The organism is Marinobacter sp., assembly GCF_039977835.1.
Taxonomy (GTDB): domain Bacteria; phylum Pseudomonadota; class Gammaproteobacteria; order Pseudomonadales; family Oleiphilaceae; genus Marinobacter.
In genome coordinates, this window is the sequence record NZ_JBDWCL010000068.1 from 20,200 (window position 1) to 39,108 (window position 18,909).

Genomic DNA, 18,909 nt, shown 5'->3' on the forward strand with positions numbered 1-18,909 from the left:
TCGTAAAATATGTCTTAACCCGCAATGTCAGGAGCTTTTTATGCGTAAGTTTGATTCAGTGAGGGCTGTCCTGATTTTTTTATCGCTGGCGGTCACGCCGATGCTCACCCAAGCGAAGTCGGTTTGGATTGATGTTCGTACGGAAGCCGAGCATCGACAGAATCACATTGATGGAGACCCTCTCATTCCGCACGGGAACATAGTCGCGCGGGTAACCGAACGGTTTCCGGACAAAGATACGGAGATAAATCTATATTGCCGAAGTGGAAACAGAGCCAGTAAAGCCAAATCTGCACTGGAGAGTGCGGGCTACACCAATGTGAACAACATGGGTAGCGTTACTGAGGCGCGGGAGGCGCGCTGAGTGGCTGTCACGGCAGAGCCGTCAACGCAGGTACGAGTCCGATGTGTTGAATGCTGTGGCCAACGCAATGCCGACCACAACATATGCTGACTAAGCAGGATTAATTTGTGCCTTGAGTGCCATCGTCACGTGACTGGAACTCCGAGAAGATGTTACCAATCAACTGACCAGACGTAGACTGGATAAATAGCATCTCACGGAGATTGTCGTATGGCTTCCAATCCCAAACCAATTGCAGTTGGCCAGCCGTGCGATATGGTAGGTACACGTGAGAATGCATATTCTCGTTCTCCTCTTCTTCCCGAGCCATCGGCTCGTCCTGCTGGCAGTTGTAACCGGTGAACTCACAAAGCGGCGAGATAAACCAACGGGTCTTGATCGCATCCGATTCGTTGTTTACATCGAAGTACGCCACAGTACCTTTACTGATCTCACCGTAAGTTTCGTACTCATACGTGTCAGTCGTTTCAAAGTCGCCACGAACAAGCATTTGCTCAATAACGCCACTGCCATCATCGTCATCCATCATGCTGAACACGGTTTGTGCCGGCGCATCACGGTAGTCGCCAGCATCCCGGACGAATTCATTGTTGTCTACCCACAACAATTCACCGTTGGACTTCACCATCAGGAACATCTTGTAGGTGAAGGTTCCGCCTTGCTCAGCTTCGCGCTCTTCGCTAAAGCGATAGAGCATTTCAAATACATCGGCGTCCGAGTAGGAGAGCTCCAACTGCCCGCTTCCGTTCACAGCGAACGTTGCGTCAGCCACACAATCATTGCCCAGCGGCGTAATGGTTTCTTCAGTGAGGAACGACATAGGCTCGGAGGTCAGACAAAACGCCGAATCATCGTTGGCGTTGCCAAACCGGAAGTAGAACTGCTCTTGGTCGCCGCTGTCGTCGAAGCGGTAGGCAGTCCAGGTCTCCTCCCCTGTCAGAAGGTTTGCGCTAAACGCGAGTCGGGTCGGCTGAGCTTCAACAATCGATCCATTCCCACTATCATCCAGTTCGACTTCAACTAGATCGGGGTCTTGACCATTGGCAATCGCTGTTTCGATTGCGGTTTTCGCATCACCAAGCGCCACACTAATGTTTTCTTCCGAAACGTTCGCCTGCTTCAGCTCTGTCACCACGAAACGCGCAAGCGCGTGAGCTACGTCAGCATCCGCTTTGTTGACTGCCTCTTTTTTGGCCTTTACAAAGTCACCGGAAATGATCGAGGCATCGACGCCGATCCGCTCGGCAATTTCACCCAGGGATACGCCGGTGACTTTTGAAAGGTGAGTAAACGGCGTGAAGAATTCAGATCCTCTGTCAGCACTGAGCACAAAGGTAGCGTCTACGATACCGCTGTCCGAATCACGCGTCTCACCGCCAATTGCGCGAACCAAAAGATCTTCGCCAGCCAACGCGGTTTCAAGCTCAGCTACACCCTGGGCATTCGTTCGACCAACTGGGCCGTTATCCAGTTCGGACTGGTCCAGCTTGCCATTAGAAATTACATCAACGTAGATTTCGGCATTTTCCAGGTAACCATCGATCGCCGTTACCGAATACGATCCGTCAGCATCATGATTTAGGCTGCCATCATCACTACCACCGCTACCTCCGCCGCAACCCACGAGGGCTATCGCAGCGCTAGAGGTAATCGCCATCGCGAGCTTATTCTTATGTAAAAACATGCTTTCTCCTTAACAAATTTAATTTGGTCATGGCGGTTAAACTTCTGTCATGACCTAACCGATAGTACCCTATGCAACATGAATGCGCTTTTTGGCCAAGCTGTCCTGTGCTGTATGTTTTGTATACAAGTAGGGAAAAACGGGAGGGGTTATCGTTATAACTAATTGTTTTTAAAAATTTTTATGATCTGTCGGGCTCTTGAGGGGGTTAGATGCATGATTGTTCTTTTTACCATCTTTGACGTTTCAGAGCTTTCTAGAGCTACCTCGCGAAAACCTGGCGCTGGTATGTTTTCTTCGATTCAAAGACAGGCCCGCATATTGTTATTCGGCATATTTTGAATATTGGAATTAGCTTTTTCAGGGTCTCTGCACCGGAAAACCGAAACAGACCTATTCAATCTCCTGACAACCAGTAGTCAGATAGTGTGGCGGTCAGATATGCGCTTCAGGGTCCGTCCTTTGGTGCAAGACCCGAAGAATTATCATGGACTGATTGTGCGTATCCTTTTCCATCCGAAGATAAAACTGATGGGGTGAGGCTTTTCCTTGCCTTGCAAGCGGATAGGTAGCAATCCCGGACCGGATGTCTGACCTGTGTTTTCGAGAATATCGTAGAGATCGGATAGAGCAGCGTCTGTGAGAATAACCTTCCATGGTTTCATCGTAATCAGGTACCCCGTTTCTTCCTGATGGCTTGCTCCGCATGCTCAGAAAGGTAAGTAGCGAACTCGTCACCAGTGAATGTCCTGGTTCTGCCAGCCTCCATGTCTTTCTGGCCCGCATCGATGGCGGCTCTTAGGTCATTTATTTTCGTGACATAGCGGGCCTCGGCTTCCTCGACCATTCTCAGGCCGGCTCGAAGTACCTCGCTCGCATTTTGATAACGGCCCGAGGTAACCAGATGATCGACTACCTGGGATTGATGGTCAGTGAGTACGATGTTTCTCGTTGTCATTAGAGTGGTCCTGTCCGAATCGCATTGGCATAACATGCCAATCCGTGAATTTCCTGTCTAGGGGAGGAGGTGACTCTGATGGTTAAAAAGTGTTCTTCTTGCAGTTGAGCCCGCCGAAACGAGCACCGCAATGACATCGCCCATTGAAAATGTTTGGCGCTTCAGGGCTACCTTTCGAGAACCGGGAGACATTAATTTTAGCGTATGCGCAGCCTTGAGATGCGAGCGAGTGACTAACCGAAGGAGAAAAGCGATATCAGCGCCGGGCCAGACTGCTTGTCAGCGTGCGATTGCAGACCTATATTGGGTCGCAGGATGCGGGTGTAGCTCAATGGCAGAGCAGAAGCTTCCCAAGCTTACGACGAGGGTTCGATTCCCTTCACCCGCTCCATCTGCATCCTGAAGGTCTGGACACCCGAGCAACAAAATCGGGATAGATCTATTTTGTGGAGACTTACTTATCCCCGCCTGTCACCGTGGCAACGTAAGCCGCCACAGCCTGGATCTGCTCTGCAGACAGGGATTCTTCAAACGCCGGCATAATGCCAACGCCGCCGGTAACAGCGTTAACCACGACTTCCCTTGATGGTTTCAGTTCATCCAGGTTCGGGCCGATGTCGCCGGTAGAGCCAGCATCTGCAAGGGTATGGCACACACTACAGGCAGGCTGTGCGTCCTGGGTGAATACCTTTTTTCCCTTTTCGGTGTCGCTGGCCTGAGCCATAAGCGACAAGCCAAACAGGGGTACAACAACCACTGCTGCAATCAGCCTCATATCACGTCTCTCTGAGAATGCTGGGCGGGCCAGCCCTGTCGTCGGGCGACCCCGCTGTATATCAGCTGATCGCTACGGTCACGCCGTGGTCTTTCCAGCCATTGTGGCCATAGCCACGCTCGTTGTCGGTCCGGCCTTCCGGCTGGCTGTTGCCTTCAACGTCCGTCGCCCGGCTGACAATACGATGTTCGCCGGCCTGCAAGTCCGCTGCCAGGACAAAAGGTCGCCAGGCGTGGGGGCCAAGGTCCGGCCCCAGGAACCGGGCCTGCTTCCAGGTGTTACCGCCATCAATCGAAACGTCCACTTTTTCGAGCGCCACTGTGCCGCCAAAGGCGACGCCGTAGATCATGTTCCGGCCACTGCTGCCGGTTTCCAGAGGCGCGGTCACCCAGGATTTGACGTTCATCTCCCACATCGAGGGTTGGTCCGGGGCGCCTTTCTCACCCACATCCCGGATGCGGTACCCCGAGGCCTGAATCTTGGCGTCGGTCTGATTCTCGGTGAAGGCGATGTTCTTCACATACTTGACGTTGTTGACGCCGTAGTAGCCCGGTACCACCATGCGCAGGGGGCCGCCATGGGTATTGCTGAGAGGCTCGTCGTTCATTTCCCACGCCAGTATGGCCGTTTCCAGTGCTCTGGTGGGTACCGAGCGCTCGACCACGACCGTTTTGGGGTCAAGCCCGTCCGGCAGGGATTCGCCACCCGTGCTGGTAATGTACTTCGCACCCTCTACGGCTCCGCCCAGGGCTTCCACAACATCTTTCAGGGGAACGCCCGTCCACATAACGCAACCGGCAGCACCAACCGACCATTGGGTACCACTCGCGCCATGAGGAAAAAAGGCTCGGCCGTTTCCGGAGCACTGGAGCACGGAGGCAGTGGTGGTGACGCCCATCTTTTTCAGTTCCCCCACGGTGAGGGTTCGGGGATTTTTGACCCCTTCGATTTGCACCTCCCAGACATCCGGATTTTCGGTTACCGACTCCGGAGGCGCAGGCAGGTTGTTGCGAACAAAGAGGCGATCACTGGGTGTGATGACACCGTTGCCGATTGCACCTCTTTCGGTCTCCATGGTGTTGGCGCTATGCACAATCAGGGCATTGCGCTCTTTCCAGGCGGCGTAATCGGGCAATGATTTGGGCTCCTCGCCTTTCGCGAGAGGTATAAAACCCAGCAGGCCTACTGCGGCCATGGCGCCGGCGCTGCCAAGCAGAAGGCTTCTACGGGTAGGGTTTTCGAGGCCGGGGTCATTCCGGCCTCGCTGAAGTGCTGCTTCCGCTTGCATGTTCCGTCTCCTTGCCTGCCTTATTGTTTGAAGGTGTGACCTGCGCTGATTGATTACAGGTTATAACCATATAAGTTATAGGTGTTGGTCAAATAATGAGCAATGTTTCCAGCGAAAAGGGGACAGATTTAATCTTTGAATCCGATGCTGTACAGAGGCTGATTGCTGGCAAGTGGAGCAAGTAGGGCGCTATTCCTTGAGCCGGACGAGCAACCGCCCATCCTCGACCTGGATATAATCCACACCGGCCGCAAAGGATTGCCAGAATCCGGGGTTAGCACCGAATTCGTTGACCAGGTCCACATTCTTGAGGTTGCCCAGCCAGGCATTGGGGATGGGGACGCCCATCAGGCTGACACCTTTTAGCTTAACCAGGGGGCGACCTTTGGCGAAGGAGAGTTCTACTCCGGCATTTACTCGTAGGGTTCTGCCACCGAGTATGGGGAAGCCCTCTTCAAGGGGCACTAGAAGCACGGCGCTTAGAAGATCGTCCGAAAGGTCGACGGCGAGCCTCTGAGCCAGGTCAGTGTTATTGGCCAGCATACCGTTGAGTTCGCGCTCACTGAAGCGTACCTCGCGGCTGGCGCCTTCCTCACTGTAGGGCTGCGGCTGCAGCGGGCGGCCGGATTCGGCGCCTTGGGTATCGATACCCAGAGTATTCAGTTTAGTGTTGAGTGAATCCTGTTCACTGGCATTGAGCGTCACGGGTTCGAAGTTCTCAGGAAACACGTAGTGGCTTAACCACCAGTAACCAACGCCGATGGTGGCAATGAGGGTGAGCAGGACGATGCCAAAGACCTGTAAACCACTGAAGCCCCTCTTTGCGGGCGTCTGCGCTGATGCTCTTTTATCCTTGATGGACTCACTCATTCGTAATGTTACCTGATTGCCGTCGGAATTTTCTGCCACGCTCCTTCCTACTGCGCCATCAAGCATTAGTGTAACTATTGGCAGTGCCCGCGTCCGGTTATTTGTGAGCGCGATGACGATTTCCTTGATCTGTCGCGGCTTGGAGGTCGAGATTCCCGTTGGGGGGGCTCCGGTAATATTTTTCTGAAGCCTTCCAAAGTCCGGTTTGGCCAGGGTGATTGTCCCAGGTTTCCCGGGTACCATGCCTATGCGCAGTTGTGAGATGCGCGCAAGTGACTGACCGAAGGAGATAATCAATATGAGCACCGCTTCAGCGGCCTATCCAATCGGTACGCCCGGCACGCCCTGGGGCGACGCGGAACGTGCCCAGTGGCTGTCACGGCAGAGCCGTCAACGCAGTTACGACTCCGACGTATTGAGCGTAGTGGAGCGGCTGAGTTCGCGCTTCCACGTGGAAGAGTATGGCCGTCTGGAATATGGTCCGGACGTTTATCCGCTGATGGTACTCCGCAGCCGCGACTGGCGTGCCGAACGGCCGGTGGTGTTGATTACCGGCGGAGTGCACGGCTATGAAACAAGCGGTGTCCACGGTGCGCTGCAGTTCGTTGAGCAGCAGGCAGCAGATTATGCCGATCGAGTAAACCTGCTGGTCGCGCCTTGCGTCAGCCCCTGGGCTTACGAACGCATCCATCGCTGGAACGCAAACGCTGTTGATCCCAACCGCTCGTTTAGTGGCGACGGCCAGGCGGAGGAGTCAGCGGCGCTCATGCAACTGGTCGCGTTGATAGATGAGCCAATACTGCTGCACATCGACCTGCATGAAACCACCGATACCGACGAAACCGAGTTCCGCCCGGCGCTTGCGGCCCGTGATGGCAAACCGTTTGAGCCGGGGAACATCCCGGACGGCTTCTATCTGGTGGATGACACCGAGAGCCCGCACCCGGAATTCCAGCAGGCGGTAATCAAGGCGGTGGAAAAGATCACCCATATCGCGCCGGCGGATGACAACGGCGAGATTCTCGGCTCGCCGCCGGCCGCCCGGGGCGTTATTCAGTATCCGCTGGCGGAGCTTGGCCTTTGCACCAGCATGACCAACGCCCACTATAGGACCACCACCGAGGTCTACCCGGACAGCGACCGCGTGACCCCCGAGCAATGCAACTCCGCACAGGTTGCCGCGGTGTGTGCGGCGATCGACTATGCGCTGTCAGACTAAGTGAGGACAATCCACTGGAGTCGTTGAGGGATCAGGAGGGGGTAAGCATGCACATTGGCGTAATCGCAGACACCTACAGCAAAATGCGCCCCGAAGCCCTGGAGGTTTTGAAAGGCTCGGATCTGATTCTTCATGCCGATCACGGTGGGGCGGCTGGAAGTGAGTGAAGAGGGTGTGGTTGGGGAGATTATCGAACTGCCGGTTTGATCGGTTTGGAAAACGGCACTGCAGCAAGTCGCGTCGCTTGATTTTTATCCGTATGCCCTGATTATTCCTACAACCAGCCAATCAGAGGCAGATCCATCATGACTGACGTTCGACACCTGGTGTGTCCCCATTGCCACAAAGTGAACCGTGTACCTGCCGACAAGTTGTCATCCGGCGGCAATTGCGGCGCCTGCAAACAACCTTTGTGGCCGGAACAGGTTCTGGAGTTGACGGACCAGAGCTTTGCCGCCCACACAGGACGCAGTGACGTGCCCGTGCTGGTGGATTTCTGGGCCAGTTGGTGCGGCCCTTGTAAAGCGATGGCGCCCCAGTTCGAGCAGGCTGCGAAAGCCTGGCGAGGGAAAATGCGCTTTGCCAAGCTGAACACCGAACAAGCCCCGGGGCCGGCCGGTCAGTTTGCGATTCGCAGCATTCCCACCATGATTCTGTTCCAGAATGGCCAGGAAGTTGCCCGCCAAAGCGGTGCCATGAACCAGGCGCAGATCAATCAGTGGCTGCAATCGAAAGGTATTCGTTCGTGAGAAGGCTATCGAGCCAACCTGAAAACCAGGCCAAGTCTGCTTTGCGCTAAGTCTTTACACAGACAAACAGGGCATTGCCGGACTGCCCGTCCCAGGGTTCTATCCTGCCGTAGTCGTGCTCGAATATATGCACCTCGAAATAAGGCTCCAGCAGCTTTGTAAGCTCCTCGAAGCCCAATGCCACCATGGGGTGCTCGTCTTTCCAGGTTTCGCTGACATTGTGGGTGGTTTTCTGGATGCGCAGCTTGAGAGACTGCTGTTCGCCATGGCCGCGGTAGTGCCAGCTCGAGCTGAAAGTGAAGGCACCGTCCTGGCGCTCTGCGGTATGGGTTACAAACAGGTTGTTGTCGATTTTGTTTTTATCCACCGCGTTGAAGCAGAAAACACCATTGGCCTGCAGGGCATCGTGGACGCTGGTGATGCAGGATTTCAGGCGGTTTCTGTCACTGTTGTAGTGAATGGAATACAGGAAGCAGGTGATCAGATCGAAAGGCTGGTCAAAGGCAAAATGGCCAATGTCTCCCAGGGTGAAACTGGCTTCAGGGCAGCGCGCTTTCGCTTTATCCAGCATAGGCTGATTGATGTCCAGGCCCTGGCTCTGGTAGCCGCAGCCGAGGAAATACCGAATGTGAGGGCCGGTACCACAGGCCAGGTCCAGATGCCTGTGGCCGCCGTTCCCGAACAACTGGTTAAGCCTGCGTACAGCGCTGCTTTGTTCCCGGTAGTCGATGTCGGCACACATCAGGTCGTAATAACCGGAGAGGTCGGTGTAGAGCTTGTTGGACGGTTGCATGACGACTCACTGGGCAGGCGGGGGTAGGCAATTGGCCGGCAGTATAGCAATCGGTTCGCCGGTGTCCACCAGGCGAATTTACGAGTTGGAACCACCTAGCGGCAGGTAAACAAACTCATAAGCAATCGATGCCGCCACATAAAAAAGCAGCACTGCCATCACACGGATAAACCATGTGAAGAAAGCCGGGGTTGTGATGCGTTTGCTCAGTGGAAGGACTTCTCTCAAGGCAGGAGTCGGCATGGCGAGGAACAACATTCCTCGCCGCCATTAGTCGATAGGTTAGTAGACCAGTGCAAAGCCAACGCCGGTGCAGTCGGCATAGCTTTCAGCAATCTGGCCATCTATCCACACAGCTACGGCGCCTGCTGTACCAGCCGCACTGCTGCCATATCTTATTTCTGCAGAACCATCACTGGAGATACGGATGATTCCCTCGGTTGGGCATGTTTCATTGGCTGAGGCGCTTACAGGAGTGGGTGTCGCTATCTGAACATATCCCTCGATCGCAGACCCGATCAGTGTGCCATCCATCGTGTATTCCGCCTCAAATTCCGTCCCTTCCAGGCGCGTTTCCATATTTCTGAGGGCCACGTAACGATTGCCGACTTTCAGCTCGAAAGCTTCGGTGGTGTCAACAAAACGGCCGCTTGCTGTGTCATTATCCCAACTGAAAAGTTGATCCCAGTCGCTGCGACCTTTCACGTTCAACGGTTCGCCACTGTTCTTGAGCTCACCGGTGATATTATAGCTTTCATACCCCTTCCAGCTTTCGCTGGTCGCCGTTTCGCCGGTGAGGGTATCCACGTAGCGGAAAGTGCCATTGAGCAGAACGTCGCCGTGGCTATAGGTGGAAACGACGCAGTCACTGAACTCCCAGCTTTCATCATCATTCCGGTCTTTGCCCGCGTAGGTAACTTTGGCCGTGCCTCCCCCGTCACAATTGGTGGTTCCCGATACCCCGCCGGATTGACGCCAAAGTGAATCATGAAGATCACCAAGTAAACCATAAGCATCGTTCAAATCAATCGAAAGCTGGTTGATATTGTCGACGTTCGTGGAAGAGGAAATTTCAATTTTTTTGCTCGCATAGTTGCCTGAGTCAAGCGAGAGAGTTGGCTCTGCATTTTCGCTGCTCCCTCCGCCACCACCGCCACCGCAAGCGGCCAATAGGGCCAAGCCGGAGACTACAATGCAACGCCCGATCAATTTCTGTTTATTCATGCTTCCCTCTCAGATTTCCTCAAATGCTTTACGCCTGGAGACCAGCGTTCGGAGTTTATTCCAGGCGCACGTGTCTGCAGTCAGGGGGATTTCAAGGGAGCACTGGAGGTAAAACGGAGGTGTGTTTACAACATCCAATGTTGCTTGCTATCTATCCCTGAATACCTGCATATTAATACGACATATGCATGGAAAGGTAAAGTCTGTGCGCAGAACTGTGTAACATTCGGGGAAAACTGGGGTAGATATACTTTCCACTCTTTCCGCCATGCGCCAGAACAATAGCCAATCTAAGGGAACGGCAAGTGAATCAGAAAGGCTTACTCACCTCATGGAACGATGCCAAGGGTTTCGGTTTTATCACTCCGGATAACGGGGGTGAGCGTCTGTTTGCCCATATCAGCGCCTATCAGGGGCAGGGCAGGCCTTCGGCCAGTCGCAAGGTAGTTTATGCGCAGACAAAAGACGAGAAGGGCCGGTTGAGGGCGGCCAGTTTCCAGTACGCTGGCGTGGCACGACACCGCGCAGCGGTAGCGACCGGTGTCTGGGTTGCTCTGTTTGTTGCAGCCGCAGTTGGGGGTACGGTTTCTGTGTTGTATCTTCAGGGGTATGTGCCGCTGCTTTTACCGGTTGTCTATGGGGTAATGAGCCTGATTACTTTCTTGATGTACGCGATCGACAAAGGGGCCGCCGAGAACGGTAACCGGCGGGTACCTGAGGGGCGGTTGCATCTTTTTGAACTTCTGTGTGGCTGGCCGGGGGCGTTGGTGGGGCAGCAGTTCTTTCGTCACAAAACCCGCAAGACATCGTTTCAGGTGACGTTCTGGTTTTATGTGATCCTCAATCTTGCGGTGCTCGGCTGGTTGCTGATGTGGCCGGATGCAGAGTTTGCCCGGCAGGCGCTGGAGATTAAACCGGTCATGCTTATCAGGATTTAACTGAGCAACCCCCGCTCCGCCACGAGTAGCTTACCACCGGAATCGCGGATACCTCATTCGATCATATAGCACACCTCTCAAGAGTGATCGTTAAACCGGGACAGTTCTATTATTTGGGTTAATAGGCAGCTCTGCACCTAGTCGCTCAAATTCAGCCCCATTTCCCAGAAGTCGATTTCCAGCCGCGTGGCGTCCCGGAAGATTCTGGTCAGTTGCTCGAACCGGGACGGGGATACGTCAGCCAGTCGGTCATCCAGCCAGCGAACTTCTGCCTGCATGGCCTCCTGAAATTCGTCGCTTTCGTACATGGCGATCCAGGCATCATAGGGGTTGGCTTCGCCGCGAATGGTTTCGCTGCGGCTGTTCAACCAGTTGGCGATTTCGCCGTAGCCGACCATGCAGGGGGACAGGGCCACGTGCAGGTCCAGCAGGTCGCCGCGGTTGCCGGTGTCGAGTACGTATCTCGTGTACGCCAGGGTGGCACGGGCTTCCGGAAGCCTGGCCAGTTCGTTCTCCGAGATGCCCCAGTCTTTACAGAAGTCGATGTGCAGGCCCAGTTCAGTATCGAGGATGGCCTGCATACCCTCTTTGGCCTGCCTCAGGTCGTCCAGGGTAGTGCTTTTGTAGGCGGCCAGGGCAAAGGCGCGGGCAAACTGTATCAGGAACAGGTAGTCCTGTTTGAGGTAATGCTGAAATGCTTCCGGCGCCAGTGTGGCATTGCCCAATTGCATGACGAAGCTGTGTTCGATGTAGTCCCGCCATTCGGTCGGGCAGGCTTTTTTGAGGTCTGAAAACTGATAAGACATACAATGGCTCCGATTGTCTATACTCCATAGGGTCGTGCTGAAAAGGAGGAACAGTCATGCGGTATCTTGCGGTTGTGTTATTCACGGTTTTTTTAACGGGCAATGCCCTTGGCAGTCAATGCCCGACGCTGATGAAACAGATCGATCATCAACTGCAGTCGGCGCAACTGGACATTGAAGCTGAGGCCAAGGTCAAAGAACTCCGGGCTCGTGGTGAATCGCTGCATGAGCAGGGTAAACATTCCGAGGCTGTGATTGCGCTGAAAAAAGCGATCGATGAGCTGGACGCTGCGTTGTAGCAGGTGACATCATCAAACTGCTGGTTTGATCAGTTCGATACACCCACGTTTTCATTCCGAGAGGGCTGAGCTGGGTTCCGCTCAGCTCACTCGGTCATGTCCTCATCCGAAGAAGATTTCCGGTCCTCCTTTTTCGGCTTGCCAGACTGGTCATCCGCTTTCGCGTCAGTTGTGTCCGTGCTGTCATCTGCATTGTATTTGGACTTGGTGGACCCCTCGTGTTCCTCAGAGTTCTGATTCTGTCCACCATGTTGGTCCATATCCTGTTCTCCCACGTCCTTATTGCCGCTCTCTTCGGCGAGCAAAGCAGCTGAGCCCAGGGCTATGGCCGGTGTGATCAGGGCATAAAAGGCGAGTGAATGCAGCTTTTTCATAGATTTCTCCTTCAAATACGATGTTTCAGACAGACCAAACGTCCTGTCTGAGCGCGTCATCGCTGCTTCTCTCAATGGCGTGGTGTGGATAAGGAGGCTGTATCGCCACGAACTACGGAATTCCGGATGATGCTGTAATCTAAGCTCAGGGAGGTGTGGTTATCAACTGGGGCGGGTTTATTTTCATCTGGATATCGGTTCGCTTCGCAGATGAATGCTCCTTTCCGGTTTCTCCTTGGCTTTTTGTTTCTTCTATAGTGGTAGAGACAATGGACTCACTTCAACGCCGGTAGGACGCGAATGAAAAAATATGCGATAGGGTGGCTGGTCGTTGCTCTCGTGTTTTCCAGCCTGTGCGTGGCGCAGACGGAAGACAGAGAGATGCGATGGTTTACCATCGACTCGTTGAATGCCGGGCTCGGTGAGCCCCCGGAGGCGGTGAAGCGGCAGACGCCGCGGGAGTCGGTTCGCAGCTTTCTCCAGCTCACCAGCCAGCAGGACTTCGAGGCGGCGGCGCACCTGCTCAATCTTTCCGAGTTGAGTGCTGAGGAACAGCGTGAGAAGGGGAGCGAATTGGCCAGGCAACTTGCCGCCGTTCTCAGGCGTGGCGAGTGGATCGATACCTCCAATTTGTCTGGCCGGCAGGATGCCGTCATTATAGATCCGTCGGGAAACAATCCCCGGGCAGGGGAACCACGACGCAATCTCCAGCTCGCATCACTCCGTGCGGACGATCAGTCCTATGATATTCGCCTTGCCCGATACCGGGTGGGCGAAGAGAATCCTGTCTGGTTGATCACGCCGGACAGTCTGTCCTCCGTCCCTCTGCTTTATGAGGAATATGGCCCCGCCTGGCTGGAAGCGCATGTGCCGCAGCGTTTCAAGTCAACGTTCGGCATGCTCCAGATCTGGGAGTGGATCACTATTCCGGTTTTCCTGCTGGGCGTGGGCCTGGTGGGATGGCTTGTTCATCGTTTGGTCGGCCTGTCGGCGCGATGGCTACCTTCCGGCTCACCCAGCATCTTCGCTGGCGAGATCAGGCTGCCTATGGCGTTGGTCGTCATGTCGCTCGTGGCCAGGGCCCTTCTCAATTACGTAGTATCTTTCTCGGCCGTGGCGACGACGTCTTTCCGCATAGTACTGATCACCATCCTGGCCTGGGGCATCGGTATGATCGCGCTGCGGTTCGTGGACGTCCTCCTGCTGAAGATAAAGCGACATCTGGTGGGAGAAATCGACGACACCAAACACCGGGATGAACGCAAGTTACTGACATCGCTCTATGCGTTGCGTCGGGGCATCATCCTGTTGACGGTTGCCGCGGTCACCATATACATACTGGCGCAGATCACGTTTTTCGAGACGATGGGCATGACCCTTCTTGCCTCGGCCAGTATTCTCACGGTTCTGCTGGGTATTGCCGGCCAGGCCGTGCTGGGCAACATTCTCTCTTCATTTCAGGTGTCGCTCGCCAAGCCCATACGGATTGGTGACCTGATCGTTTTCGAGGGCCAATGGTGCTATGTGGAAGGCATTTTCTATACGTTCATTCGCTTGAGAACCTGGGATGAACGCCGTTTGGTTGTACCGGTCCAGTACTTCACTTCGAAGCCCTTCGAGAATCTGTCAGTCAAGGGGGCCAAAATGTACAGAATGATAGAGCTGGTGCTTCATCTGAATGCCGACATCGAGTGTCTGAGGGAGAAATTCAAGGAGTTCGCCGAGGCAGAAAACAGCGTCATCGAGCACCACAAGCTATCGTGCTTTGTCACCGCGCAGACCGAGGCGGCCCAGACGGTCTCTTTTTACCTCATGACCTCCGAGCCCTTTGCCGGCTGGGCGGCAGAAATGAATGTCCGTGAGAAGTTGCTGGGATTCATCCGCGACAACCATCCCGAATGGTGGCCGAGAGAGATAGTGGTCCCCAGCCCCCACGACATCGCTCGCGGGGAAAGGCCGGGAACACATCGATGACTACCCGGCGGGCTATCGTAAGGCGAATGAAACCTAAGGCCTTTGACCATCGTTTCTGGCGCCGCCGGTGGTTATAATGGCGGACTTTGAACCGTCGCAGAGAGCCCTATGCCAATCGAAAAGAATCAGGTGGTCTTGTTTCACTACAGTGTCAGTGATGACCAAGGCAATGTTGTAGAAAACTCCCGTGGCGGCGAGCCGAATGCCTATCTGCACGGCCACGGCGGCATTATCCCGGGCCTGGAGGAAGCCCTGGAAGGTCGCGAGGCCGGTGATACGTTCAGCGTCACCGTCGCGCCGGAAAAGGCCTATGGTCCGCGCAGGGATGATGCCGTGCAGCGCGTACCGATCAAGCATTTGATGGGTGCCAAGCGCTGGAAGCCGGGCATGATCGCCCAGGTGAAAACCGAGCAGGGCCCGCGCCATGTGGTGGTTGCCAAGGTCGGCCACAAGTTTGCCGATGTCGACACCAACCATCCGATGGCCGGTAAAACCCTGATCTTTGATATCGAGATCATTGAAGTACGTGCCGCCGATCCGGAAGAGATAGCACACGGCCATGCCCATGGCCCGGGCGGACATCATTGAACGATTAAGCCCTGCAAAATGAATTTGCCTTTCTCGTTGCGGCCTTACCAGCAGGAAGCGGTTGATGCCACGTTGAGGCATTTTCGCCAATCGGATGAGACGGCCGTTATCGTGCTGCCAACCGGTGCGGGTAAAAGCCTGGTCATTGCTGAACTGGCCCGTCTTGCCCGGCGCAAGATTCTGGTGCTGACCCACGTAAAAGAACTTGTGGAGCAGAATCACGCCAAATACCAGAGTTATGGGCTAACGGGCGGCGTCTTCTCCGCCGGGCTGAAGCGCAAGGAAAACCGCCATCAGGTGACCTTTGCCAGTGTGCAGTCCGTAGCGGCGAACCTGGATCAGTTCAGGGATGAATACTCGCTGGTCGTCATCGATGAGTGCCACCGGGTCAGCGGCGAGGAAACCAGCCAGTATCAACGGATCATCGAGCTGCTGCGGCAACAGAATGGCGCCCTCAAAGTGCTCGGACTAACCGCCACCCCCTACCGTCTGGCCGTGGGCTGGATCTATCGCTATCACTACCGGGGCTTTGTCCGGAGTGAAGAGGATAAGCCCTTTCAGCACTGCATTTACGAACTGCCGTTGAGCTATATGATCAATCGCGGCTATCTCACCCGGCCTGAGTTGGTTAATGCAGCGGTGACGCAATACGATTTCTCCGCCCTGACAAGGGACCGCTTTGGCGAATACGCCGAGAAGGACGTCAACCAGCTGCTGGGCAAACACAAGCGGGTGACCCGTGCCATCATTGAGCAGGTGATGGAACTGTCTGCCGGGCGCAAGGGGGTAATGATCTTTGCGGCCACGGTGGAACACGCCCGGGAGATCACCGGCTATCTTCCTGAACACGAAACGGCATTGGTAATCGGCGCAACCGATCTGAAGTATCGGGACTCGCTCATCCAGCGCTTCAAGCAGCGGCAGTTAAAATATCTGGTGAATGTGTCCGTGCTTACCACAGGCTTTGATGCACCCCATGTGGACCTTATCGCTATTCTTCGGCCTACCCAGTCGGTCAGCCTGTACCAGCAGATGGTGGGCCGCGGCCTTCGTCTGGATGAGGGCAAGCAGGATTGCCTGGTGATTGATTACGCGGGCAATACTATGAATCTGCATCACCCGGAGGTGGGGGAGCCGAAACCGAACACCGACAGTGAGCCGGTGCAGGTGTTTTGTCCGGGCTGTGGGTTTGCCAACATCTTCTGGGGTAAAACCGATAGTGATGGCCGTGTTATCGAGCACTACGGCCGTCGGTGTCAGGGGCTTCTGGCGCCTGTGGAAGGGGGTGAGCCTGCGGGGCATAGCGGGCGACCACTACAATGCGATTACCGTTTCCGTTTCAAGGAGTGCCCGCACTGCGGTGGCGAGAATGATATTGCGGCCCGGCACTGTGGGCGGTGCCGCAAAGCGATTATCGACCCGGATGATCAGCTACGAAATGCGTTGAAACTCAAGGATGCCATGGTGATCCGATGCGCCGGGATCACCCTCAGTGTTGGTGAAAGCAGGCTGAGAATCTCCTATCACGGTGAAGATGGGGAGGAGCTCAGTGAGTCGTTTGATTTCAGCAAGCCGGGCCAGCGCACCGTTTTCAACAGGCTGTTTGGGCGTCGTTTTGCCAATAGCCAGGCTCCGAAAGTGTTCAGCAAGGCGGAGGAGGTACTTGAGATGCAGGGCTTGTTGCCGGCGCCGGATTTTGTGATTGCCCGCAAGCAGAAGCACTATTGGCAGGTGCAGGAACGGATTTTTGATTATCACGGCAATTACCGTAAGGCGAATGAGGCGTAAGCATGCAGATAGGCGTTATCGCAGACACCCACAGCAAGGTGCGTCCTCGCCCGATCTTTCGCGGTACTTATTTGGTTGTCGTAATCATTTTTTATCATTCTGTCAGGTAAAGCGCAGTGTTCAAAACGTTAAGGAAAGCCGTACCTCCAGTCTTTGTATTTTCGCTCTTCATGATCATTGCGAACCCCGGTTCTGCAGAGATTTATAAATGGGTGGACGAAAACGGGAAAATTCATTTCAGCGACCGAAAAGACCACAGCGTTGAGCAGGAAGTGGTCAACGTGAAGCCAGGCGCGTCGAAATGGTCGCGTTTTGATATCGATGTTAAAGCTGTCGATGTAGAACTGAGTGAGGAGGAAAATCAGCAGATTGTTGACGGCGTGAACAATGTCTACGAGTTTTTTGATCGTGTGATGTCCTTTGATATGTACAGGACGGTGCCCGTCAATATCCTGATTTTCAGGGACAGGGCTCAATACCAAAACTACCTGATTCGCAATAACAGAGGCATGGCGGTTGCGTCCTACGGCCTGTATATACCCTCGGAACATCAGATAGCCGTCTATGTGCGGGAAAACCGAAGCCTCACCTTTAAAACGATCAAGCACGAGGTGAGCCACGCCGTGGTCGATACCATCGTGCCCTATGCGCCTGCCTGGTTAAACGAGGGGCTTGCCGAGCAGATGGAAATGCTGGAGCGTGATGAGTCGGGTTTATATTTCGAACGCCACCAGGAAAATCGGTGGTATGTCGCTCAAGCCCGTGAACAGGGCCGTTTAACGGGCATTGATCAGCTTCTGAAGCTATCCAGTGATAAATGGCGACATTCAGAAATGTCGGGGCACGGAAGCTTGCGGGCGCAGTCCGGCCAGTTCGTCTATTTCCTGCTCTCCAAACCGACCCGCCGTAACTTTGTGGTGCGGCTAATGCATAACTTTAACCGGGGCGACCGCACTCTGGCATATTACCTGGTCGATGATAATTACATTGGTGGGGTAAGCATGTTGAGCCTGGACTGGAGTCGTTGGTTGCACGAGCAGGGTAAACGGATCGTCAGGCTTTAGTCTTGAAGGAGGGCGGACACGGAAAACCCGAGGCAAATTTACCTTCGTAATAATCATGGGATCGTCTAGTATTTGTAGTTAAATGCTACGGAAGCATCGATGGATGTTTTTGCGAAGGGAGCTTATGAGCTATCGATTCAGTGTTGGCAACGGGGGTAGCCTGGCTTCGTCGTTGAACCTTTTCAGGCGCGTGACAAATAGCCTCAAGCTATCGGCCACACTACATAAAATCAGGCAGTTATTTCATTTTGCTCCCTGGCGGTCCGCCCCTATTTATGCCATTCAGAAGCTCAGGCCGCCACTTGACTCACTCGATAAGAGTAGAGAGTCGGTTCTTGGTGATATTGACGCAGAGCTTATTGCTGAAGAAATTCGTCAGGACAGTGTGGCGATTCTTGGCCAGTTGCCTGCTGATTTCGTCAGTCGCTTACGGAAAATAACCGATCAGTTGCCCCCTGAAGAGTATCAGCTGGTGCATCAGGTCAATGACGACGTGCGCCATTTAACCCAGGACCCGGGAATAAAAAAGGTTCTGAGGGCCTATCTGAAATCCGAACCTGTTCTGCTGGAAGCCTCCTTATTTGTATCCCGCTCGGGACAGAGCCCGAGAGAGCATAAGCAGAATTCTTTTCATTTTGACTATGCGGGCTGGGCCTCCCTGAATCTCTTTGTTTATCTGACGGATGTTGATGAAGAATCTTCCTATCATATCGTTGCGAAAGGGAGTCATCGCGATATTAAGATCGCAGATGTCCTGAAAGGCTCAATAAGCCTGGCTGAGGCAGACACCCGTTTTGGTGGTGCAATAAAAAATATTACGGGCCCTGCCGGGACCGTATTTTTCGAGAACACGGAAGCTTTCCATCGTCGTCACTTCGGCAGTGGCAGGAGGGTCATGCTCAATTTACTGTTTTCGTCACACCGAAGCCTGCTCAGTCGCGGCCGCGCGAGCCGCAAGAAAATAGCCCGGCGAGACAGGGAGTTTCAAAAGCTTGATGCCTTATAGGTGGGCCATGCGTATTCCGGCGAACGTGACCGGTCATTCCGGGGATCGTGACCGGTTTGCACACGGCCATCACGCTGGAGTCAGTTTTGTACTCTGAGCGGTCACGATGGGTCAACCGATTCCGTGTTTTGTGCCTTGGCTTTTCTTA

20 protein-coding genes and 1 tRNA gene are annotated in these 18,909 nt (G+C 54.4%); 11 read left to right on the forward strand and 10 right to left on the reverse strand.

What is annotated here, in order from left to right; all coding sequences use genetic code 11:
* Nucleotides 1-40 precede the first annotated feature (40 nt).
* Nucleotides 41-364: a rhodanese-like domain-containing protein gene (locus ABJM11_RS19665; protein WP_348297188.1), complete on the forward strand. Its 324-nt coding sequence runs from the start codon at nucleotides 41-43 to the stop codon at nucleotides 362-364.
* Between the two features lie 100 nt (nucleotides 365-464).
* Here the strand turns inward: ABJM11_RS19665 and ABJM11_RS19670 are convergent, their stop codons facing one another.
* Together ABJM11_RS19670 and ABJM11_RS19675 are read right to left on the reverse strand one after the other, a co-directional pair.
* Entirely contained in the window at nucleotides 465-2,048 is a 1,584-nt protein-coding gene (locus tag ABJM11_RS19670; protein ID WP_348297189.1) for a hypothetical protein, read from the reverse strand.
* 670 nt (nucleotides 2,049-2,718) lie between these two features.
* Nucleotides 2,719-3,006, reverse strand: coding sequence for a type II toxin-antitoxin system ParD family antitoxin (locus ABJM11_RS19675; RefSeq protein ID WP_348297190.1), 288 nt, complete (start codon nucleotides 3,004-3,006; stop codon nucleotides 2,719-2,721).
* Between the two features lie 317 nt (nucleotides 3,007-3,323).
* On the opposite strand from ABJM11_RS19675, the gene ABJM11_RS19680 reads away from it, so the two are divergent.
* A tRNA-Gly gene (locus tag ABJM11_RS19680) sits at nucleotides 3,324-3,397 on the forward strand.
* A 63-nt stretch (nucleotides 3,398-3,460) separates the two neighbouring features.
* On the opposite strand, the gene ABJM11_RS19685 is transcribed toward ABJM11_RS19680, so the two are convergent.
* The 3 genes from ABJM11_RS19685 to ABJM11_RS19695 form a co-directional block, all read right to left on the reverse strand.
* Complete coding sequence (locus tag ABJM11_RS19685; RefSeq protein ID WP_348297191.1) at nucleotides 3,461-3,781, reverse strand: cytochrome c; 321 nt, start codon at nucleotides 3,779-3,781, stop codon at nucleotides 3,461-3,463.
* A 61-nt stretch (nucleotides 3,782-3,842) separates the two neighbouring features.
* Nucleotides 3,843-5,069 carry a sulfite oxidase gene (locus ABJM11_RS19690; RefSeq protein WP_348297192.1) on the reverse strand — a complete coding sequence of 409 codons (1,227 nt, stop codon included), beginning with the start codon at nucleotides 5,067-5,069 and terminating at the stop codon, nucleotides 3,843-3,845.
* 189 nt (nucleotides 5,070-5,258) lie between these two features.
* The gene (locus ABJM11_RS19695) at nucleotides 5,259-5,978 is read right to left on the reverse strand and encodes an arginine N-succinyltransferase (protein ID WP_348297193.1); all 720 of its coding nucleotides are present in this window, start codon (nucleotides 5,976-5,978) and stop codon (nucleotides 5,259-5,261) included.
* A 259-nt stretch (nucleotides 5,979-6,237) separates the two neighbouring features.
* Between ABJM11_RS19695 and ABJM11_RS19700 the strand changes: the two genes are divergently transcribed.
* Together ABJM11_RS19700 and trxC are read left to right on the forward strand one after the other, a co-directional pair.
* Nucleotides 6,238-7,158 (forward strand): M14 family metallocarboxypeptidase, encoded by a 921-nt coding sequence (locus tag ABJM11_RS19700; protein ID WP_348297194.1) that lies wholly within the window; start codon nucleotides 6,238-6,240, stop codon nucleotides 7,156-7,158.
* Between the two features lie 305 nt (nucleotides 7,159-7,463).
* Nucleotides 7,464-7,907: a thioredoxin TrxC gene (gene trxC / locus ABJM11_RS19705; RefSeq protein WP_348297195.1), complete on the forward strand. Its 444-nt coding sequence runs from the start codon at nucleotides 7,464-7,466 to the stop codon at nucleotides 7,905-7,907.
* 46 nt (nucleotides 7,908-7,953) lie between these two features.
* Here the strand turns inward: trxC and ABJM11_RS19710 are convergent, their stop codons facing one another.
* The 3 genes from ABJM11_RS19710 to ABJM11_RS19720 form a co-directional block, all read right to left on the reverse strand.
* The gene (locus ABJM11_RS19710) at nucleotides 7,954-8,700 is read right to left on the reverse strand and encodes a class I SAM-dependent methyltransferase (protein ID WP_348297196.1); all 747 of its coding nucleotides are present in this window, start codon (nucleotides 8,698-8,700) and stop codon (nucleotides 7,954-7,956) included.
* A 78-nt stretch (nucleotides 8,701-8,778) separates the two neighbouring features.
* Complete coding sequence (locus ABJM11_RS19715; RefSeq protein ID WP_348297197.1) at nucleotides 8,779-8,958, reverse strand: hypothetical protein; 180 nt, start codon at nucleotides 8,956-8,958, stop codon at nucleotides 8,779-8,781.
* A gap of 24 nt (nucleotides 8,959-8,982) precedes the next feature.
* Nucleotides 8,983-9,924, reverse strand: a complete 942-nt coding sequence (locus ABJM11_RS19720; protein ID WP_348297198.1) for a hypothetical protein — start codon at nucleotides 9,922-9,924, stop codon at nucleotides 8,983-8,985.
* 305 nt (nucleotides 9,925-10,229) lie between these two features.
* On the opposite strand from ABJM11_RS19720, the gene ABJM11_RS19725 reads away from it, so the two are divergent.
* The gene (locus tag ABJM11_RS19725; protein WP_348297199.1) at nucleotides 10,230-10,862 is read left to right on the forward strand and encodes a cold shock and DUF1294 domain-containing protein; all 633 of its coding nucleotides are present in this window, start codon (nucleotides 10,230-10,232) and stop codon (nucleotides 10,860-10,862) included.
* Between the two features lie 137 nt (nucleotides 10,863-10,999).
* On the opposite strand, the gene tenA is transcribed toward ABJM11_RS19725, so the two are convergent.
* Entirely contained in the window at nucleotides 11,000-11,668 is a 669-nt protein-coding gene (gene tenA, locus ABJM11_RS19730) for a thiaminase II (RefSeq protein ID WP_348297200.1), read from the reverse strand.
* A 56-nt stretch (nucleotides 11,669-11,724) separates the two neighbouring features.
* Here tenA and ABJM11_RS19735 point away from each other — a divergent pair, with 56 nt between their 5' ends.
* Nucleotides 11,725-11,967, forward strand: a complete 243-nt coding sequence (locus ABJM11_RS19735) for a hypothetical protein (RefSeq protein WP_348297201.1) — start codon at nucleotides 11,725-11,727, stop codon at nucleotides 11,965-11,967.
* An 86-nt stretch (nucleotides 11,968-12,053) separates the two neighbouring features.
* On the opposite strand, the gene ABJM11_RS19740 is transcribed toward ABJM11_RS19735, so the two are convergent.
* Complete coding sequence (locus tag ABJM11_RS19740; RefSeq protein WP_348297202.1) at nucleotides 12,054-12,341, reverse strand: hypothetical protein; 288 nt, start codon at nucleotides 12,339-12,341, stop codon at nucleotides 12,054-12,056.
* A 300-nt stretch (nucleotides 12,342-12,641) separates the two neighbouring features.
* Here ABJM11_RS19740 and ABJM11_RS19745 point away from each other — a divergent pair, with 300 nt between their 5' ends.
* From ABJM11_RS19745 to ABJM11_RS19765, 5 genes are all read left to right on the forward strand, one after another.
* A complete protein-coding gene (locus tag ABJM11_RS19745) occupies nucleotides 12,642-14,315 on the forward strand; it encodes a mechanosensitive ion channel domain-containing protein (protein ID WP_348297203.1) in 1,674 nt (557 codons plus the stop codon).
* A gap of 108 nt (nucleotides 14,316-14,423) precedes the next feature.
* Nucleotides 14,424-14,903 carry a peptidylprolyl isomerase gene (locus ABJM11_RS19750; protein ID WP_348297204.1) on the forward strand — a complete coding sequence of 160 codons (480 nt, stop codon included), beginning with the start codon at nucleotides 14,424-14,426 and terminating at the stop codon, nucleotides 14,901-14,903.
* A gap of 18 nt (nucleotides 14,904-14,921) precedes the next feature.
* Nucleotides 14,922-16,691, forward strand: a complete 1,770-nt coding sequence (locus ABJM11_RS19755) for a DEAD/DEAH box helicase (protein ID WP_348297205.1) — start codon at nucleotides 14,922-14,924, stop codon at nucleotides 16,689-16,691.
* 116 nt (nucleotides 16,692-16,807) lie between these two features.
* Nucleotides 16,808-17,755 carry a DUF4124 domain-containing protein gene (locus ABJM11_RS19760; protein ID WP_348297206.1) on the forward strand — a complete coding sequence of 316 codons (948 nt, stop codon included), beginning with the start codon at nucleotides 16,808-16,810 and terminating at the stop codon, nucleotides 17,753-17,755.
* Nucleotides 17,756-17,879: 124 nt separating this feature from the next.
* Complete coding sequence (locus ABJM11_RS19765) at nucleotides 17,880-18,761, forward strand: hypothetical protein (RefSeq protein ID WP_348297207.1); 882 nt, start codon at nucleotides 17,880-17,882, stop codon at nucleotides 18,759-18,761.
* Nucleotides 18,762-18,909 lie beyond the last annotated feature (148 nt).

What these genes read in the sequence shown, in the direction of transcription:
- ABJM11_RS19720 (WP_348297198.1), bottom strand. Translation starts at nt 9,924, where the DNA reads ATGAATAAACAGAAATTGATCGGGCGTTGCATTGTAGTCTCCGGCTTG.
- ABJM11_RS19715 (WP_348297197.1), bottom strand. Translation starts at nt 8,958, where the DNA reads ATGTTGTTCCTCGCCATGCCGACTCCTGCCTTGAGAGAAGTCCTTCCA.
- ABJM11_RS19735 (WP_348297201.1), top strand. Translation starts at nt 11,725, where the DNA reads ATGCGGTATCTTGCGGTTGTGTTATTCACGGTTTTTTTAACGGGCAAT.
- ABJM11_RS19670 (WP_348297189.1), bottom strand. Translation starts at nt 2,048, where the DNA reads ATGTTTTTACATAAGAATAAGCTCGCGATGGCGATTACCTCTAGCGCT.
- ABJM11_RS19755 (WP_348297205.1), top strand. Translation starts at nt 14,922, where the DNA reads ATGAATTTGCCTTTCTCGTTGCGGCCTTACCAGCAGGAAGCGGTTGAT.
- ABJM11_RS19685 (WP_348297191.1), bottom strand. Translation starts at nt 3,781, where the DNA reads ATGAGGCTGATTGCAGCAGTGGTTGTTGTACCCCTGTTTGGCTTGTCG.
- ABJM11_RS19740 (WP_348297202.1), bottom strand. Translation starts at nt 12,341, where the DNA reads ATGAAAAAGCTGCATTCACTCGCCTTTTATGCCCTGATCACACCGGCC.
- ABJM11_RS19665 (WP_348297188.1), top strand. Translation starts at nt 41, where the DNA reads ATGCGTAAGTTTGATTCAGTGAGGGCTGTCCTGATTTTTTTATCGCTG.
- ABJM11_RS19765 (WP_348297207.1), top strand. Translation starts at nt 17,880, where the DNA reads ATGAGCTATCGATTCAGTGTTGGCAACGGGGGTAGCCTGGCTTCGTCG.
- ABJM11_RS19745 (WP_348297203.1), top strand. Translation starts at nt 12,642, where the DNA reads ATGAAAAAATATGCGATAGGGTGGCTGGTCGTTGCTCTCGTGTTTTCC.
- ABJM11_RS19710 (WP_348297196.1), bottom strand. Translation starts at nt 8,700, where the DNA reads ATGCAACCGTCCAACAAGCTCTACACCGACCTCTCCGGTTATTACGAC.
- ABJM11_RS19750 (WP_348297204.1), top strand. Translation starts at nt 14,424, where the DNA reads ATGCCAATCGAAAAGAATCAGGTGGTCTTGTTTCACTACAGTGTCAGT.
- ABJM11_RS19690 (WP_348297192.1), bottom strand. Translation starts at nt 5,069, where the DNA reads ATGCAAGCGGAAGCAGCACTTCAGCGAGGCCGGAATGACCCCGGCCTC.
- tenA (WP_348297200.1), bottom strand. Translation starts at nt 11,668, where the DNA reads ATGTCTTATCAGTTTTCAGACCTCAAAAAAGCCTGCCCGACCGAATGG.
- ABJM11_RS19675 (WP_348297190.1), bottom strand. Translation starts at nt 3,006, where the DNA reads ATGACAACGAGAAACATCGTACTCACTGACCATCAATCCCAGGTAGTC.
- trxC (WP_348297195.1), top strand. Translation starts at nt 7,464, where the DNA reads ATGACTGACGTTCGACACCTGGTGTGTCCCCATTGCCACAAAGTGAAC.
- ABJM11_RS19700 (WP_348297194.1), top strand. Translation starts at nt 6,238, where the DNA reads ATGAGCACCGCTTCAGCGGCCTATCCAATCGGTACGCCCGGCACGCCC.